Origin of the sequence: Microbacterium indicum DSM 19969, assembly GCF_000422385.1 — a bacterium.
In the GTDB taxonomy this organism is placed as follows: domain Bacteria; phylum Actinomycetota; class Actinomycetes; order Actinomycetales; family Microbacteriaceae; genus Microbacterium; species Microbacterium indicum.
The window spans coordinates 82,939-98,044 of record NZ_AULR01000011.1 but is presented as its reverse complement, the minus strand read 5'-3'; the positions used below and the strand labels follow the sequence as shown (position 1 = coordinate 98,044).

Here is a 15,106-nt window from a genome sequence, read left to right as displayed (position 1 = left end):
CTTCTTCAGCTCACGGATCTCCGCCGCCTCGGTCCGCGACTGGCCGGGCTTCGGACCTTCATCGATGTCAGCGCGACGTATCCACTTCTGCAGCGTCATTGGGTGAACACCGAAGTCTTTCGCGATCTGCTCGATCGTCACTCCGGGCTCACGGTTCCGCGCGACGCGCACAACGTCGTCACGGAACTCGGACGGGTAGGGCTTGGGCACAGCAACATCCTTCCAGGCCCACCCCGCGGGCAAGCCAAATCAGATGTCACCTATCCGTGCAGCAGTCCCGCGGGGTTCCAGCGAGCCTGGAAGTGAACACCCAGTGGTGGCAATCAGGCAGGCCAATCGTGAAGCGATCACCGGTCCGGCAAGTCTTCGGAGTTCTTCATCGGGAACTGGTCAGATGGCTTCTCCCATCAGCAGGCCGAGCTCGCGTCGGACTGCGTACTCGGTGGTGCCGATGGCCGTGGCGATCCGTGCGAATGACATGCCTTCCTGGCGAAGTCGGATCGCTTCCTTCGTCTGCTCCGGGGTGAGCTTTCGCTCTTTCGCACCGCGCGTCTGCACGCCCGCGCGCTTGAGGTGTTCGCTCACAGTGGTTCGATGGATCCCGAACCTGCGCCCGAGCTCGTAGATCGATTCGCCACCTTGATAGGCTTCGACGAGATCCGCGATTTCGGATTCGGAGAGCCTGCGGACTCGGTTCTGGAGGCTCTTCTTGTTTCGATTCTCTCTAGGTGTCTTGCCTCTGGCGGCATCCGAGATCAGCGCAAGTACCGGCTTTTCGGACCCCTGGCTATTCGAGTAAGTTCGCAGTAGGTCCACGGTGTGACGAGTCGCGAGATATGTCACCGGCGAGAGCCCGGCCATCGGCCGGGCTCTCGCTTTTGGTTTTGCCAGGATGAGCGGCCGGAATCGGTCTGATGCAGGCCGGCGTGTTCCATACCGGGTTCTACGACGGGGAGCTCGGGTTCGAGATCACCGTCGACGGCTGCCTCGACGCGCTCGTCGTGGCCCTCGTCATCCGGCGTCGGCGAGCATCGCGATGAGGAACGCCGCGCGGTCCGCGCTCCGTAGGGGGTCGAGGCCCGTGAGCGCCTCGATGCGCGCCGCCCGCTTTCGTACGGTGTTCTCGTGCACGAACAGCTCGGCCGCCGCCCTGGCGACCGCGCCCTCCGTGCGGCAGACGATCTCGACCGTGTGCAGTAGCCGCGTCCGGTGCCGCGCGTCGTAATCCCGCAGCGGCTCGATGACGTGGCGCGCGAACGGCGCAGCCTGCTCCGGTGTGAGGCGACGGGCCAGGCCCTCGAGCGTCGCCAGGTCGCGCGGCCCCGCCGACCGGCCGGTCCGCTCCGCCAGCGCGGCGGCGGCGAACGCCTCGCGGATCGCCGTCGCCGCGCGCTCGAGCGCGACGGGCCCGCTCCATCCGCACGCGACGTGCGCCGACGCCGCGGGCGCCGCGCCGGACGCCGGGACGAACGCGATCGCGTGCTCCCCCGACACCCCGCGCAGCGCGGCGCCGGTGATGTCCACCGGTTCTCCCCGCGACACGACGATGTGCACCTCGCGGGCAGGGTCTTCGACCTCGGGAAGCAGCACCCGGGCGCTGGCTTGGCCTCGGCGCACCATCTCCACGATCGCGCCGACACGGGCTTGCTCGCGCGACTCCGCCTCTCGTCGATTCCGCTCGATTGAGAAGCGCTGGATGATCTCCACGAACGGCACGTCGGAGGGCACGGACAGCACCGCGAGGCCGCAGGCGTTCGCCGCGCCGATGAGCGCGGGCGGCACGGTGTCGGTGACTACACCGAGGGCGTAGCCGATCGCGGCAGCGCCTGCGCTGCGGACGGCCGAGACGAACGCTCGCTGCGACGCATCGTCGAGGATCGAGATCCCCGACGTGAGCACGAGCTCGCCGCCGCGCAGGTACGGGCGGGGGTCGAGCAGGTCCGTCGGCAACGGCCACCGGATGATCCGATCCGTGCCGATCCGCTCCCCGACGAGGTCGACCCTCGGGTCGGCCCACTCGAGCACGCCGCCGACTCGGATGGCATCCGCCACCCAGCGGTCCGGCGTATCCGGGATCGCGGGCATGCGCTGACGCTACGTCGGCCCCATTGCCGGTCGATGTCGCCGGTGTTTCGTCCGGTGTCGGCTCCCCTACCCCCGGGCGCCGGCACCCTGCGGATCTCCCACTTCCCGCGCCCGCGCAACGGCGACGAAACACATGGCGCTTCGAATGGCGTTCAGCGAAAGGAGCGCCCCATGGCCAAGATCTCTTCCCCTCCCGCGCAGGCCGCACCGGTCGACGCGGACTACCCCCTGACTCGCGTCCCCCTCCGCGCGCGACAGGGGTGGTTCTCCCTGCTCGTCGTCGTGGCGGGCTTCATCTTCTTCACGCCGACGATGGTGACCGGCGGCCAGGTCGCCGGCGCGTTCGGGTTCGCGCCGTTCCTGGGCCTCGCAGTCGTCGCGGCCGTCGTGCTCGCCGTCTACGTCTCGATCCTCGCGGCGGCGAGCGCGCGCACCGGGCTGTCGACGGTGCTCATCTCGCGGCTCGTTCTCGGCAGGGTCGGCGGCAAGTGGGCATCGGTGGTGCTGGGCGGGACGCAGATCGGCTGGTACGGCATCACCGTCGGCATCTTCGCCGACCTGCTCTCGTCGGCTCTCGGCTGGAGCGTGTCGTGGCCGCTGGCGGTCTTCGGCGGCGTGCTGATGGCGACGACGGCGTACTGGGGCTTCAAGGGCATCGAGATCCTGTCCTGGGTGTCCGTGCCGCTGATGTTCGCGCTGTGCCTGTGGATCATGACGATCTCCGTCGACGAGGCAGGCGGCTGGGGCGGGATGTTCGCCACGACGGGCGACGGATCCATCGCTCCCGGCCTCGCCCTCACTCTGATGATCGGCACGTTCGTCTCCGGCGGCACGCAGATCGGCAACTGGGCGCGGTTCGCGCGCAGCGCCAAGACGGCGTTCGTCGTCTGCTTCGGGTCGCTCCTCGTGGTCGAGACGGCGATGCTCTTCTTCGGTGGCGTCGGCGCGATCGCTTTCGGCGAGTCCGACTTCACCGCCTTGCTCATGACGATCGGGCTCGCAGGGCTCGGGGTCTTCCTCCTGACCTTCAACCTGTGGACCACGAACGACAACGCGGCGTACGCGTTCGGCGTGGCCGGGGCCGAGCTGTTCGGGAAGGGCGATAAGCGTCCGTTCATCGTGGGCGGCGTCGTGTTCGGCATCGCGCTCGCGGTGACGGGGGTCGCCGATGCGCTGACCGGATTCCTCGTGCTGCTCGGCACCGTGATCCCGCCCCTCGGCGGCGTGATCATCGGCACCTTCCTGTTCGTGTGGCGCAGGCGCGACCCCGGAACCGACCTCGACGGGGTGCCCGCCTTCGTCTGGCCCGGCGTGGTCGCCTACCTCCTCGGCACCGCGGCGGCCGCGTTCGGCACGGCCACCGGAATCGGCAGCCCGGCCGTGCAGGGCGTCATCATCGCAATCGTGGCGGCGCCGATCTGCCACGCCGTCGCCGGGGCGCGGAAGCGCTCGCCCGAGACGGCGGCCGATCCGGAGCAGTCCCAGACGATCGGAGCGGCGGAATGAGCGCGACGCTGGTCAGAGGAGGCGACGTCATCACGATGGCGGACGCGACGGACGCGGCGCCCGTGCGCGCCGACATCCGGATCGAGGACGGGCGGATCGTGCAGATCGGCGCCGATCTGGAAGCGCGGGCGGGAGACGAGGTGATCGATGCCAGCGGGATGCTGATCACGCCGGGCTTCGTGAACGCGCACACGCACTCATGGGAGTACCTCTACAAGGGTCGCTACGACAACCTGCCGCTCGAGCTGTGGATGCTGCAGTCATACCCGATCCTCGGCGCTGCCCCGGTGAGCCCTGATCGCATCCGGCTGCGGTCGTTGATGTTCGCGATGGAGTCGATGAAGGCGGGTGTGACGACGCTGATCGACGACGTGCTCGAGACGCCGGGGCAGGACGCCGACCAGCTCGCCGCGGTCGTCGGAGCGTACGCGGACATCGGCATCCGCGCGAACGTCTCGGGCCACGTCATCAACCGCCCGTTCGTCGACACGCTCCCGTTCGCGGCCGACTGGCTGCCGGACGAGCTCGTGCGCGATGTGCGCGCGATGCCGATGCTGACCGCCGACGAATACCTCGAATTCTCCCGGGCCGCGTTCGATCGCCATCACGGAAGGGCGGCCGGCCGCATCCGCTACATGCTCGCGCCGTCGGGGCCGCAGCGCTGCACCGACGACCTCCTCGCGGGCGCGACGCGGCTCGCGGAGCGCTACGACGCCGAAGTGCACGTGCACGTGCTGGAAACGAAGACGCAGGCCGTGACCGGAGATGAGCTGTACGGCGGACGGACGCTCGTGCAGCACCTCGACGAGATTGGCGCGCTCAGCCCGCGTACGACGTTCGCGCACGGCATCTGGGTGACGGACGAGGACATCGAACGGATCGCGCGGGCCGGTGTCTCGGTGTCTCACAATGCGATCTCCAACCTCAAGCTGGGGTCGGGCATCCTGCCGTGGCGAAGGTATCGCGACGCCGGGGTGAACCTGGGGCTCGGCACGGACGGATGTTCGTCGAGCGACTCTCCGCGGCTGATGGACGTGATGAAGACTGCCGCGCTGCTCCACAAGGTGACCGAGCCCGACTTCGAGCGGTGGCCGACGGTGCCCGAGGTGCTCTCCGCCGCGACGATCGGCGGCGCCCGCAGCGGCGTGCTCGACCACGCAATCGGATCGCTTGAGGTCGGCAAGCGCGCCGACCTGGTCATGTTCGACACGGAGACGCTCGCGTTCCTGCCGCGGGGCCGGCTCGAGAACCACCTCGTGTACAGCGAGAACGGCTCGTCGATCGCGCGCGTGATGGTCGACGGCGTGGTGACGGTGGAGAACGGTCGCCTCACGCAGATCGACGAGGACGCAGTCATCGCGGCGTTCCGCGAGGAGATGCCGGCCCTGCGCGAGGAGATGGACCGCCTCGACGCGCTCAACGCCGTCTTCGTACCCGCGTTCACACGGATGCACCACGAGACCGCGGCGCGCCCGATGCCCGTGAACCGCTGGTCGGGCGACGAGCGTGGATGGGTGAGGCAGACGGCTCACGCGTGAGGGCGGCCCCCGCGCACCGCACATCACGTCAGATCGCGACCGGGTGCGGCCAGCGCGAAGGCCAGTCCCACTCGCAGTCTGGGTCGTCCACGGTTCAACCGGAATCGCCTGGGGCCTCTCTGTGTCTGAGGCCGCCGCTCAGGAGCGATTCACTCGTAATGAATGCCTCGTCGGGGCGAGGCCAGGGCGCCGCGCCGAGGTCAGGACCAGTCGCCGTCGGAAGCGGCCAGAGACTCCCGGCCGCGGGCGGTGAGCGGGATGGCGTCGAGCGATGTCAGCCCGACCGCGATCAGGTCGGCACGGGGAACGCCGGATCCGCCGAGGATCGCCATGCCCTCGATCAGGGCGAGGAAGAGGGCGCCGAGGGCAGCGGCGTCGGCGTCGGCGGCGACCTCCCCGGCTTCCTGCGCCTCGACGATGCAGGCCTCGTAGTGCGCCTGCATGTCGTCGAATGCCTTGAGGACAGAGGTGCGCACCTCCGGGACGCGGGCGGAGAGCTCCATCGCGGTCTTGGCGAAGAGCGAGGGCTGCGACTGCGCTGACCCGTATGTGACGGCCACCTCGATCAGGCGTGCTCGGATACGCACGATCGGGCTGTCGGCGCCGTGACGGACTGCCTCCACGGCGGCGACGGCGTCTTCCGTATCGCTGAGGAAGGCGCGCATGAAGAGCTCCTTCTTGCCGCCGAAGGCGTTGTAGAGACTCTGGCGACCGAGTCCCGTCGCGGCGACGAGGTCGTCGACGGAGGTACCGGCGTATCCCGTCTCGGCGAACGCCCGGCCCGCCGAGGCGACGACTTCCGACTCCTCGAATTTCCGCGGTCGCGGCATGCCGCACATCCTTCCGGCGATGCTCGTGCGGCACCGCGTTCTTGACCAATAGGTCCATTATGTCGTACCGTTCTTGACTGTTCGATCCATAACTGGACCGCGGGCGAAAAGGAGAGCGACGATGACATCGAGACATGACGCATCACACGGCTGGCCCGTCCCGCCGCGACGTGCGTGGACGGCGGTGATCGCGATCTCGATCGGATCGCTCGCGCTGGTGATCTCCGAGCTGCTGCCGGTCGGGATGATCTCCGAGATCTCCGCCGGCATGGGGGTCTCGGAGGGGATCGCCGGCCTCACCGTCGCGATGCCTGCGATCGTCGCGGCGGTCGCCGCGTTCGTGTTGGGGGCGACGACGGGGCGAGTCGATCGGAAACACCTCCTCCTCGCCTACGGCGCACTCTTCGTGGTATCCAACGCGCTGTCGGCCCTTGCGCCCGACTTCGCGGTGCTGCTGATCGCCCGCGGCCTGCTCGGAGTCTCGATCGGCGGGTTCTGGTCGCAGGCGGGCGGCCTCGCGACGCGCATCACCCACGAACGCAGCGTCGGCCGCGCAACCGCGTTCATCTTCAGCGGCATCTCCATCGGCAGCGTGGTGGGCGTTCCGACCATCCAGTTCCTCGCAACGGTCTTGGACTGGCGCCTCGTCTTCTGGCTGGCCACGGCCTTCGCGGCCGCGGCCGTGGTCGGGCAGGCTGTCGCATTGCCGTCGATCCCCGCGGTCGGCGGAGCCTCGCTCGCCACGCTGCCGCGCCTCCTTCGCCGCGGCCCCGTCGTCCTGCTGGTTCTCGGCGCCCTGACCGCCTGGATCGGGCAGTACGCCGCCTACACCTTCATCACGCCCTACTACGCGGAGACCCTGCAGACTCCGCAGGCGCTGATGACCACGCTCCTCGTGCTCTACGGGGTCGGAGGAATCGTCGGCAATTTCCTCGGTGGGGCGCTGGCCGCCCGCCGCATCCGAGTCGCCGTCGTCGGGACCCTCGGGGCTCTCACGCTGGCGCTCGCGGCGACGCAGATCCTCACCGAGGCGCCGGCCGGCCCGGTCGTCGTGACCACGGTATGGGGACTCGTGGTCGGGGCGGGCCCTGTCACGATGCAGAACTGGGCGTTCCGAGCGGCGCCCGATGCCCGTGAAGCCGTCTCTGCCATCCTCGCCTCCGTGCTCCAGGCGGCGATCGCCATCGGCTCGGCTGTCGGCGGGGTCGTCGTCGACCTCGGCGGCACGGGTGCGGCCATGTGGTTCGGTGCTGCGCTCGCCCTGTCTGCGACGGCGATCGGCCTCTTCGCGCGATTCCCGAAGAAGACCACCAGCGCCGCGGTCGGGTCCCGCGCAGGTTCCTCGATCTGAATCGACGCGCACCTGGCACCGCCGTGGAGGACGTCGTTCGCGCCGGCGTGCCGAGGCTCTTCGGCGGACACCCGAACGTTGAGCTCCCGTCCTCGACCGCGTCACCTCGCGTCGATACCGTGACCGCATGGAGCTGATTCGGAATTTCGGTCCCGCCTACCACTCCTCGCTGTCGCCCGACGGGCGCAGGCTCCTGCGCGAGCGTCAGTCGAAGGCCTACATCCACGACGTCGCCTCCGGCGAGGAGATCGGCGTCATCCCGACCGGGTCGAACGGCAGCTGCGCGGCGCTGCTGGCCGACGGGTCGCTGCTCGCGGACCGCAGCCACTCCTCGACCCGACGCGTGTTCGACGTGGCGGACGGCTCCGTGCGGTGGAAGGGCCGCCCGAAGGGCAAGCTCTACCGATCCCACGAGAAGGATCTCGTGCTCGCGGTCGACGGCACCACGCTGCTCGAGCCGATCAAGCTCGCCTCAGGCACGACCCGCATCGATCTCGTCGACGGCCTCACCGGTGAGGTCGCGATGTTCGAGCGCCCGTCGTCGCGGATCCTCGACCTGCGGCCCGCCATCGGCGAAGACCGGCTCCTGCTGCTCGAGGAGCTCGCGTCGCGCGAGCATCTGCTGAGCTGGTTCGACCCCCGGACCGGCGAGAGCGAGACGATCCCGATCGATCTCTCGCAGCTGCCGCACGGGCCGGCCCGCGCGCTGTGGGATCCGCACGCCCGGGCAGTGATCATCGCGGGGCTCTGGGACCACGTCGTGCACACGGGGACGGGGCGGCAGATCGACGACCTGAGCAGTACGCCGGCGCTCTCGCCCGACGGTCACCTGCTCGCCGCGGGCGGGAACGAGGGTCGGATCCGCATCCTGGACGCGCACACGTTCGAGGTGCGCGACGAGTTCCCCGCCGAGGGGCTCGTACACAACCCGACGTTCACGCCCGACGGAAAGGAACTGCTGATCACGGCAGAGAATCGGGCTCACCTGTACCGCCTCGACGCGGTCTGAGCGGCCACCCCGCGCATCCTCCGACCGCTCGGTCAGCCCATCCACGCGGGCCACGCGACCAGGCCGCGGTCGCCGATCGCGAACTGCCGGAGGCCGTCTTCCGCGGCGATGACCAGAACGGCCTTGTCGTTCTCGCCGCGCATCAGGAGGACGACCCGGCCCGAGGGCGCCACGAGCACCTGCTGGAGCCCCGAGACGCCGTCGAGCGCGGCGGTCTCCTGATCGCCCACGAGGAGTGACAGACGATCGCCGGCGCCGACCTCGATGCGGAAGCCGTCGCCCGCGGGCTCGCCCGTCAGGGGGTCGAGCACCGTGTCGCCGCCCGGGGCGGTGAGCACCTGTCTGTTCGATCCGTCGGCGCTCGCGAGCACGCCCTGTCCCGCCTCGACGCCGCAGTCGTTCGCGAGGTGCGTCGCGGCGCCGCAGCTCTCGGCGCCGTCGTCGGGGTAGAGGCCGACCTCCCCGTGCTCCGTGGTCACGACCACCGTGTCGGTCGGCGCTGACTGGTCGCCCTGTTCGCCGGATCCCTCCGGCTCGATCGCGGTCACGGCGACGGGGAACGCGCTCCCCGGATCCGAGTCGAGCCGGCGGTCCCAAAGCAGCGCCCCGTCCGCGAGCGACACCGCCGCGATCCGGTTCTGGGAGGTGGGCCGCCCATCGAGCGTGTACGGCACGTAGACGACCTCTCCGAGCTCGTCGCTCCCCGAGGGCCCGACGGAGGTCACGCCGATCCCGATCCCGGGCGACGCCTGCGTGCTCGTGAGCGGGGACCACCAGATGACCCGGCCGGCGCCGACGACGGCGAGCGTGACCAGCAGCGTCCCGAGCAGCAGCGCGGTCAGGTTGCGGACCTGCTTCTGCTCGTACCGGAGCCGGGAGCGGCGGGGCCGTGCGGGCGGTGCGGGCTCGGCGAAGACGTCGCCGGCGTCCTGCCCCACGTACGGGGAACCGGGGACGGGCCCGTCCGCGAACCGGGCCGAGCGGTCGACGCCCCACCTGATGGATCCGATGCCCTGCCTGACGAGGTCGTCGTGCGCCTCAGTGAGGAACACGGCCGTGCGCGCGAACTGCGGATCCTGGAACGCGTACAGCTCCACGGGGGATCCGGGAGGGATCGCCCGCGTGCTCTCCTCCGTGAGCTCCTCCAGGAGATCGGCGCGGTGCAGGCGGCCGTCGGCGGCCCGGTACTCGACCGCGGTGATGCGGCTCGACGTAGTGTCGCCCGTGCTCTGGATCCGGTGGGACACGACCATCCCCTCGCGCGGCGTGCGATCGAGCGCCGGCATCCGCCCGGGCTGGCGCTCGAGAAGCGTGAACGCGACGGCCAGGACGAGGGCGATCGCCGTCGGCCCGAAGAGGATCAGCCACCACGCGGGGCGGATGAGATCGAACAGGTCGCCGGAGCGCGCCATGGAGACGAGGATCGGCACCGCGGCAACGAACGGCGCGACCACGAGCGCGACGAAGCCCACGCGCCGCCAGCGGGCTGCTCGGGATGAGGGTTGCGTCATCGTGATCCTCCGGTCAGGACTCCTGAGGATACGACTCCGCGGCGGCCCGGATCACGCGGTGCCCTCCGGGCCGCGGAAGCGGGGCCGGCTACGACACCGTCAGCAGCTCGCCCACCTCGCAGTCGAGCGCCCGGCAGATCGCCGTGAGCGTCGGTGTCGTCAGGCCTCGGGCCAGTCGCTCGTGAGGTAGGCCTCGACGGCTCGATGGCGGAAGCCGTACGGCTTGCCCCGGTTGATGATGCCGCGCACGGTGTCCAGGCGCTGCGCCGTGGGTCCGGCGTCGGTGGCCTTCTTCATCCCCATACTGCTCGCGATCCGCGTCAGCGTGCGGTCGGACGCGGGGAGGGCTGCCATCGCCTCGACGAACTCGCGCTCGCGCGCGGGGAGCCTGTCGAGGATCCGCTCGACGTGCGCGGCGGCCTCGCGCCTCGCGCCGCGCCATCCGCGGCGAACCTGTTCGGCGGTGATCGTGGCGTCGGATCCCGCATACCAGGCCTGCTCGCCCGCGAGCTGGAAGAGGAACGGTTCGCCGCGGCAGAGGTCCCCGATCGTGTCCGCGGCGTCCGGGGTCATGCGGATGCGGTCGGCGGTTCCGGCGCCGGATGCGACCTCCCAACCGTGGATGACGAACTCCTGCAGCGCCTCGGCCAGATCGTCGTCATCGATGGCGGAGAGGGTCGTGGACTTGAAGCGGCGGGCGAAGGTCGCTCCCTTGCGCGCGCCCGCCATGTCCTCGAAGTCGGGGAGACCGGTGAGGTACACGGCGATCGGAAGGGATCGAAGGACGCCGGCGCCGCCGGGGACGTGCACCTCGGCCTCGTACGTGAGTGCGTCTCCCAGCGCGATGAGGAGCTGCGAGAGCGCCTTCTCGTCGGTGACGTTCTGGACCTCGTCGATGTGGATCAGCGCGACGACGTCGCCCCGCGACATGGCCGCACGTCCGACCTCGATGAGGAGGTCTCTCAGTGCGACATACGGCTCGGGACCGGGGGCGTTGCGCAGCGTCAGAGAGATGCCCGCCGCCGCGACGGCGCCGACCCTCGAGAGGGCGTCCGTGATGCGCTTTTCGCGGGAGGCCGGGAGCCCGGCGCTGGATGCGAGATCGAGGAGAGCTGAGGCGACGAGTTTGAGCGGATCGGCTCCGGCCGGGATGCGGAGCTGCGGGGTCACCCAGTCACCTGCGCGCGCGGCGTCCTGCGCGATGCGACGCACGAGCGCGGACTTCCCGAGGCCCGGTTCGCCGAGGATCGTGCGGCCCCGCTCCGCGAGTCCGGCGATGCGCCGCGGTCGGACGACGTCGCGCCAGTCACTGAGCTGTTCGGTGCGACCCGCCCAGACCTCGGGAATCGTGTCGGATCCGGGGCTGAAGGGATTGTCGAGAGCGTCTCGCATGGCGATAACTTTATCGCGAGCGTATGGGTTTGATAAAGTTAACAGGCTGTTGTGCAGCGGCGCCGACTACCTGCGGCGCCCGAACAGTCCGCGCCTGCGCTTCTGCGGGGTCAGGCGGACGACCTGCCTGCCCTCGCCGTCGGAGCTCTCGACGTGCTCGATGAGCATGACGTCGCCGCGCGGCCCCCGGATCGTCTCCCCGTCGCCGAGCACGGGGCCCGCGTCGACCTGGTACATCACGATGCCCGCGAGGCGCTCGAACGCCTCGTCCTCCGACTCCTCGACCGACGGCAGCTCCAGGTCCTGCAGCCCCAGCATCTCGAGCCCGCGGGTGTACCCCGACATCGACCCGTCCTCGCGGGGGCCGACCGAGATCGCGGTCCACGCCGGGAGCATCGGGGACGGCAGCACCTTCGCCTGGTCGAGGAAGGCCGCGGGGTGCACGAGGTGCTCGGCCGCGCCCCAGTAGACGGCCCGGAAGCCGTCGTCGAGGTTCAGCACCGACACCAGCGCGCGGGACAGGAGCACGGCCCGGGCGATCGCCGCCTCGTGGCTGTCCGGGCCGTCGGGCTCGACGACCGCGACGACAGCGTGCGCCGTGCAGTCGCTCGGGGCGGGGAACGTGAGCGGCCACTGGCCGCTGTTCGCCGCGACGCGCTCGACGTCGATGTCGAGCGCGGAGTCCAGGGTCGCCACGACGATCCCCGTCCCGCCGTAGTCGAGCGTGGCCGAACCGGCGTCGTGCTGTCCCGTGGCCGTCAGGCGCGAGGCGTCGAGATCCGGCCAGTCCTGGATCAGGCGGTCGACGAGCGCGGGGCCCGTCACCGGCGTCGAGGGACGTTCGTCCTTGAGCAGCATTGCAAGCGATGAGCGCATGATTCCTCCGTCGTCGTGTGCGCCCAACGTATGAGCCGGGGGTGAACTCCCGGTCACGGGTCGGTGGCCGATCACGCCCTCCGGAACGCCTGCGCATTCTCGGTCGCGAAGTCGGCGAAGCCTCGGGCGGGGCGCCCGAGCGCGTCGGGAATCGCGGTCGACACCGCAGCTGCCTCACCGCGCGCGTAGTGGGCGTAGTCCTCGAGCAGACCCTCGACCTGCCACGGCGGGAGCACCCCGGCGAGCATCTCGCCGAACTCCGCGGGCGCGGTGTCGACGAACCGGATCCCCTCGCCCGTGGCGGCGGAGAGATGTCGCGCGAGGTCGGCGTGCGTCAGCGACTCGGGCCCCGTCAGCGTCTGGATCCCCAGCGGCTCGGCGGACGTGAGGGCGTGCGCCGCCATCTCGCCGATGTCGCGCACGTCGACGACGCTGACGCGCGCGTCGCCGATCGGGGCGGGGAGCACCCCCGCAGACCGCACGATGCCCGACACCGCGAAGAGGCCCTGCATGAAGAGGTTGGGCCGCAGAGCCGTGACCTCGAGCCCCGAGGTGAACGCGTGCTCCTCGACGGCCGCGTGGTAGCGCAGGAACCGCACGGGGGAGTCGGTCACCGAACCGAGCTGGGACAGCAGCACGATGCGGCGCACGCCGGCCTCGGCCGCGAGATTGACGAACCTCTTCTGCTGCGCCTCCGCGCGCTCGGTCGACGGCGTCACGAGATACGCGGCGCGGACGCCGCCGAGCGCCGAGCGCACGCTGGCGGGGTCGTCGAGGTCGGCCTGCACGGCGAACGGCTCGGAGGAGGGGCTGCGAGACATCCGCCGGAACGCGATGCCGCGTTCGGCGAGGGCCGCGGCGGTCGCGCGGCCGGTGGATCCGGTCGATCCCGTGACGAGGATCTCGGGTGCGGTGGACATGATCTCTCCTTCAGATCTCGGGGTGGCGAAGGCCGTCGGTCAGGGCACGCGCCCAGTCGTCGTCGACGTCGGCGATGCCGGCGGTCACGACGAGGTGGCAGAGCTGCCCGAAGGCGATGAAGCGCTGCACATCGGCATCGGCGGCGCCGGAGCGCTCCTTCGCGAAGCGGGTGACACGGGCGAGCCCGGATCGCAGGGCGTCGCCGATCGCGGGGATCGCGGCGACCGACTGGGCGTGCACCTGGATGAGGAGCAGCGTCCGGTCCGCGATCAGGTCGGCGTAGGCGTCTCCCATCGCGTCGAGGATCTCGGTCGGGGTGCCGCCCATCGGGGCGCCCGCCAGCGTCTCCTCGATCCGCTCGAAGCACCTGTCGAGCGCAGCGACGAAGAGCTGCTCCTTTCCGCCGAGGAGCTTGAGGACGTAGGCGCTCGAGATCCCCGCCTCGTGAGCGACGTCGGTGATCGTCGTGCCGGCGTAGCCACCGCGCGAGAACGCGGAGAGCGCGGCGTCCACGAGTTCGGATCGGCGGTCGGCCGCCGTGGAGAGCGATCGCTGTGTCATGTGAGTGACTGTACACTCACTCTCGTTCCGTGAGAAGCCCCGCGTCGATCCGATGCGGTTCGCCGCGGGAGGCCGCGTCAGACGAGCCCGAGCACCTCGTTGAGCGCCTCGGTCGTCGACGGGTGCGTGTAGATCCCGTCGCGCAGTTCCGTGAAGGGGATCTCGAAGCGCATCGCCTGCGCGACGAGGTTGATGACCTCCTGGCTCTCGACGCAGAGGAGCGAGGCGCCGAGGATCCGCCCCGACGCACGGTCGACGACGACCTGGAAGAACCCGCGCGGATCCCCGACCGCCTTCGGGCGCGGCATCGCGGCGATGTCGGCGACGTCCTTGCGCGCGACGGCGACGTCCCAGCCGCGCGCCTCGGCCTGCGCGCGCGCCTCGGCGGCCGTGAGTCCGACCCGCGAGTACGGCGGGGTGATGAAGGTCGTCGACGGGACGGGGCCGCGCGTCGCGAGGCTGCGCCCCGCCTCGCCGAGCCCGCGCAGGAGCTGATCGGCGACGATGCGGTGGTCGTCGAAGGAGACGTAGGTGTGCTGCGGGCCGCCGTTGACGTCGCCGACCGCCCACACGCGATCGGCCGTCGTGCGGAGGAAGTCGTCGACCCGGATCGCGCCGGCGTCGACCGCGACGCCGGCACGCTCGAGCCCGAGGTCCGCGATCGCGGGCACGCGTCCGGCCGAGATCAGCAGGGCGTCGACCTCGAGCTCGCTCGCCGCGCCGCCGCTCTCGAGAGTCAGCGTGAGGGGAGCGGACGGATCCGCGGGGGCGTCGACGCGGGCGAGGGTCGTGTCGTGGCGGAGGTCGATCCCGATCCCCGTGAGAACACCCTCGATCGCCTCCTGCGACTCGGGGTCGTCGCCGCGCGCGAGGGTCGCGCCGCGGTTCAGCACCGTCACCGCGCCGCCGAACTCGCGGACGAGGTTCGCGAGCTCGAGCGCGATGAACCCGGCGCCGAGCACCGCGAGGCGGCGGGGGAGCCGGTCGGCGTCGATGAGCTCGGTGCTCGTGAGCACCCGGGGATCGTCGAGCGGGTTCTCGGGGAGACCCGCGATCCGGGGGATCCGCGGGGTCGCGCCCGTCCCGATCACGACGTCGTCGGCCGTCACCGTGAGCTCGTCGTCGCCCGCGACGAGACGGAGCGTGCGCTCGCCCGTGAACTCGGCGCGGGCCACGATGACGACGGCGCCCGGCGTCTCGACGAGGCGCAGGTTCGCGGCCTGCATCTTCTCGCGCAGCGTGCGCTTGCGGATGATCGCGGCCGCGTAGGCCGCCTCGGGATCCGATCCCGTCTGGTGGCGGAGGTCGGCGTCGTGGAGAAGCGTTTTCGTCGGCACGCAGCCGATGTTGATGCAGGTCCCGCCGAACATGTCGTCGCGCTGCTCGACGAGCGCGACGCGGCGGCCGTCGCGCGCGAGCAGGCCCGCGAGCGTCTTCCCCGCCTTGCCGAAGCCGACGATGACGGCGTCGAAGTGCGTCGCCTCGATGTTCGCGATTTCCTGTGGCACGGCGGCCTCCCTCTCGTC

General features: G+C 70.6%; 16 protein-coding genes. 5 read left to right on the top strand and 11 right to left on the bottom strand.

The window, feature by feature from the left end:
* The coding region (locus H576_RS0109070) for a transposase (RefSeq protein ID WP_029150673.1) at nucleotides 1-210 on the bottom strand (210 nt) is incomplete at its 3' end.
* Nucleotides 211-390: 180 nt separating this feature from the next.
* Nucleotides 391-861 carry a hypothetical protein gene (locus H576_RS16725; RefSeq protein ID WP_156888191.1) on the bottom strand — a complete coding sequence of 157 codons (471 nt, stop codon included), beginning with the start codon at nucleotides 859-861 and terminating at the stop codon, nucleotides 391-393.
* A gap of 53 nt (nucleotides 862-914) precedes the next feature.
* Here H576_RS16725 and H576_RS17290 point away from each other — a divergent pair, with 53 nt between their 5' ends.
* Complete coding sequence (locus H576_RS17290; protein ID WP_281167312.1) at nucleotides 915-1,040, top strand: hypothetical protein; 126 nt, start codon at nucleotides 915-917, stop codon at nucleotides 1,038-1,040.
* Here the strand turns inward: H576_RS17290 and H576_RS0109055 are convergent.
* On the bottom strand, nucleotides 1,012-2,085 hold the full coding sequence (locus tag H576_RS0109055; RefSeq protein ID WP_084502612.1) for a PucR family transcriptional regulator: 1,074 nt from the start codon (nucleotides 2,083-2,085) through the stop codon (nucleotides 1,012-1,014). The genes H576_RS17290 and H576_RS0109055 overlap by 29 nt on opposite strands.
* A 171-nt stretch (nucleotides 2,086-2,256) precedes the next feature.
* On the opposite strand from H576_RS0109055, the gene H576_RS0109050 reads away from it, so the two are divergent.
* Entirely contained in the window at nucleotides 2,257-3,591 is a 1,335-nt protein-coding gene (locus H576_RS0109050; RefSeq protein WP_029150670.1) for a cytosine permease, read from the top strand.
* Complete coding sequence (locus tag H576_RS0109045; RefSeq protein WP_029150669.1) at nucleotides 3,588-5,129, top strand: amidohydrolase family protein; 1,542 nt, start codon at nucleotides 3,588-3,590, stop codon at nucleotides 5,127-5,129. Before H576_RS0109050 ends, H576_RS0109045 begins: the two co-directional genes overlap by 4 nt.
* Nucleotides 5,130-5,329: 200 nt before the next feature.
* On the opposite strand, the gene H576_RS0109040 is transcribed toward H576_RS0109045, so the two are convergent.
* On the bottom strand, nucleotides 5,330-5,959 hold the full coding sequence (locus H576_RS0109040; RefSeq protein ID WP_029150668.1) for a TetR/AcrR family transcriptional regulator: 630 nt from the start codon (nucleotides 5,957-5,959) through the stop codon (nucleotides 5,330-5,332).
* Nucleotides 5,960-6,143: 184 nt separating this feature from the next.
* Here H576_RS0109040 and H576_RS15120 point away from each other — a divergent pair, with 184 nt between their 5' ends.
* A complete protein-coding gene (locus tag H576_RS15120) occupies nucleotides 6,144-7,310 on the top strand; it encodes an MFS transporter (RefSeq protein ID WP_051172521.1) in 1,167 nt (388 codons plus the stop codon).
* 127 nt (nucleotides 7,311-7,437) lie between these two features.
* Entirely contained in the window at nucleotides 7,438-8,319 is an 882-nt protein-coding gene (locus H576_RS0109030; protein WP_029150667.1) for a WD40 repeat domain-containing protein, read from the top strand.
* A gap of 32 nt (nucleotides 8,320-8,351) precedes the next feature.
* Here the strand turns inward: H576_RS0109030 and H576_RS16155 are convergent, their stop codons facing one another.
* The 7 genes from H576_RS16155 to H576_RS0109000 all read right to left on the bottom strand — a co-directional run bounded on the left by H576_RS16155 (nucleotide 8,352) and on the right by H576_RS0109000 (nucleotide 15,088).
* Nucleotides 8,352-9,830: a hypothetical protein gene (locus tag H576_RS16155; RefSeq protein WP_156888190.1), complete on the bottom strand. Its 1,479-nt coding sequence runs from the start codon at nucleotides 9,828-9,830 to the stop codon at nucleotides 8,352-8,354.
* Nucleotides 9,831-9,918: 88 nt separating this feature from the next.
* Nucleotides 9,919-9,969, bottom strand: coding sequence for a hypothetical protein (locus H576_RS17150; protein WP_245559155.1), 51 nt, complete (start codon nucleotides 9,967-9,969; stop codon nucleotides 9,919-9,921).
* A 20-nt stretch (nucleotides 9,970-9,989) separates the two neighbouring features.
* Complete coding sequence (locus H576_RS17145) at nucleotides 9,990-11,222, bottom strand: ATP-binding protein (RefSeq protein WP_029150666.1); 1,233 nt, start codon at nucleotides 11,220-11,222, stop codon at nucleotides 9,990-9,992.
* A gap of 66 nt (nucleotides 11,223-11,288) precedes the next feature.
* The gene (locus H576_RS15110; RefSeq protein WP_084502608.1) at nucleotides 11,289-12,098 is read right to left on the bottom strand and encodes a DUF4261 domain-containing protein; all 810 of its coding nucleotides are present in this window, start codon (nucleotides 12,096-12,098) and stop codon (nucleotides 11,289-11,291) included.
* Nucleotides 12,099-12,169: 71 nt separating this feature from the next.
* Nucleotides 12,170-13,018 carry an NmrA family NAD(P)-binding protein gene (locus tag H576_RS0109010; protein ID WP_029150665.1) on the bottom strand — a complete coding sequence of 283 codons (849 nt, stop codon included), beginning with the start codon at nucleotides 13,016-13,018 and terminating at the stop codon, nucleotides 12,170-12,172.
* Between the two features lie 10 nt (nucleotides 13,019-13,028).
* Nucleotides 13,029-13,580, bottom strand: a complete 552-nt coding sequence (locus H576_RS0109005; protein WP_029150664.1) for a TetR/AcrR family transcriptional regulator — start codon at nucleotides 13,578-13,580, stop codon at nucleotides 13,029-13,031.
* A 77-nt stretch (nucleotides 13,581-13,657) separates the two neighbouring features.
* Nucleotides 13,658-15,088, bottom strand: coding sequence for an FAD-dependent oxidoreductase (locus tag H576_RS0109000; RefSeq protein ID WP_245559154.1), 1,431 nt, complete (start codon nucleotides 15,086-15,088; stop codon nucleotides 13,658-13,660).
* Nucleotides 15,089-15,106 lie beyond the last annotated feature (18 nt).

Coding starts and splice junctions, on each gene's coding strand:
- H576_RS16725 (WP_156888191.1), bottom strand. CDS start 861: ATGGCCGGGCTCTCGCCGGTGACATATCTCGCGACTCGTCACACCGTG.
- H576_RS17290 (WP_281167312.1), top strand. CDS start 915: ATGCAGGCCGGCGTGTTCCATACCGGGTTCTACGACGGGGAGCTCGGG.
- H576_RS0109055 (WP_084502612.1), bottom strand. CDS start 2,085: ATGCCCGCGATCCCGGATACGCCGGACCGCTGGGTGGCGGATGCCATC.
- H576_RS0109050 (WP_029150670.1), top strand. CDS start 2,257: ATGGCCAAGATCTCTTCCCCTCCCGCGCAGGCCGCACCGGTCGACGCG.
- H576_RS0109045 (WP_029150669.1), top strand. CDS start 3,588: ATGAGCGCGACGCTGGTCAGAGGAGGCGACGTCATCACGATGGCGGAC.
- H576_RS0109040 (WP_029150668.1), bottom strand. CDS start 5,959: ATGCCGCGACCGCGGAAATTCGAGGAGTCGGAAGTCGTCGCCTCGGCG.
- H576_RS0109030 (WP_029150667.1), top strand. CDS start 7,438: ATGGAGCTGATTCGGAATTTCGGTCCCGCCTACCACTCCTCGCTGTCG.
- H576_RS16155 (WP_156888190.1), bottom strand. CDS start 9,830: ATGACGCAACCCTCATCCCGAGCAGCCCGCTGGCGGCGCGTGGGCTTC.
- H576_RS17145 (WP_029150666.1), bottom strand. CDS start 11,222: ATGCGAGACGCTCTCGACAATCCCTTCAGCCCCGGATCCGACACGATT.
- H576_RS15110 (WP_084502608.1), bottom strand. CDS start 12,098: ATGCGCTCATCGCTTGCAATGCTGCTCAAGGACGAACGTCCCTCGACG.
- H576_RS0109010 (WP_029150665.1), bottom strand. CDS start 13,018: ATGTCCACCGCACCCGAGATCCTCGTCACGGGATCGACCGGATCCACC.
- H576_RS0109005 (WP_029150664.1), bottom strand. CDS start 13,580: ATGACACAGCGATCGCTCTCCACGGCGGCCGACCGCCGATCCGAACTC.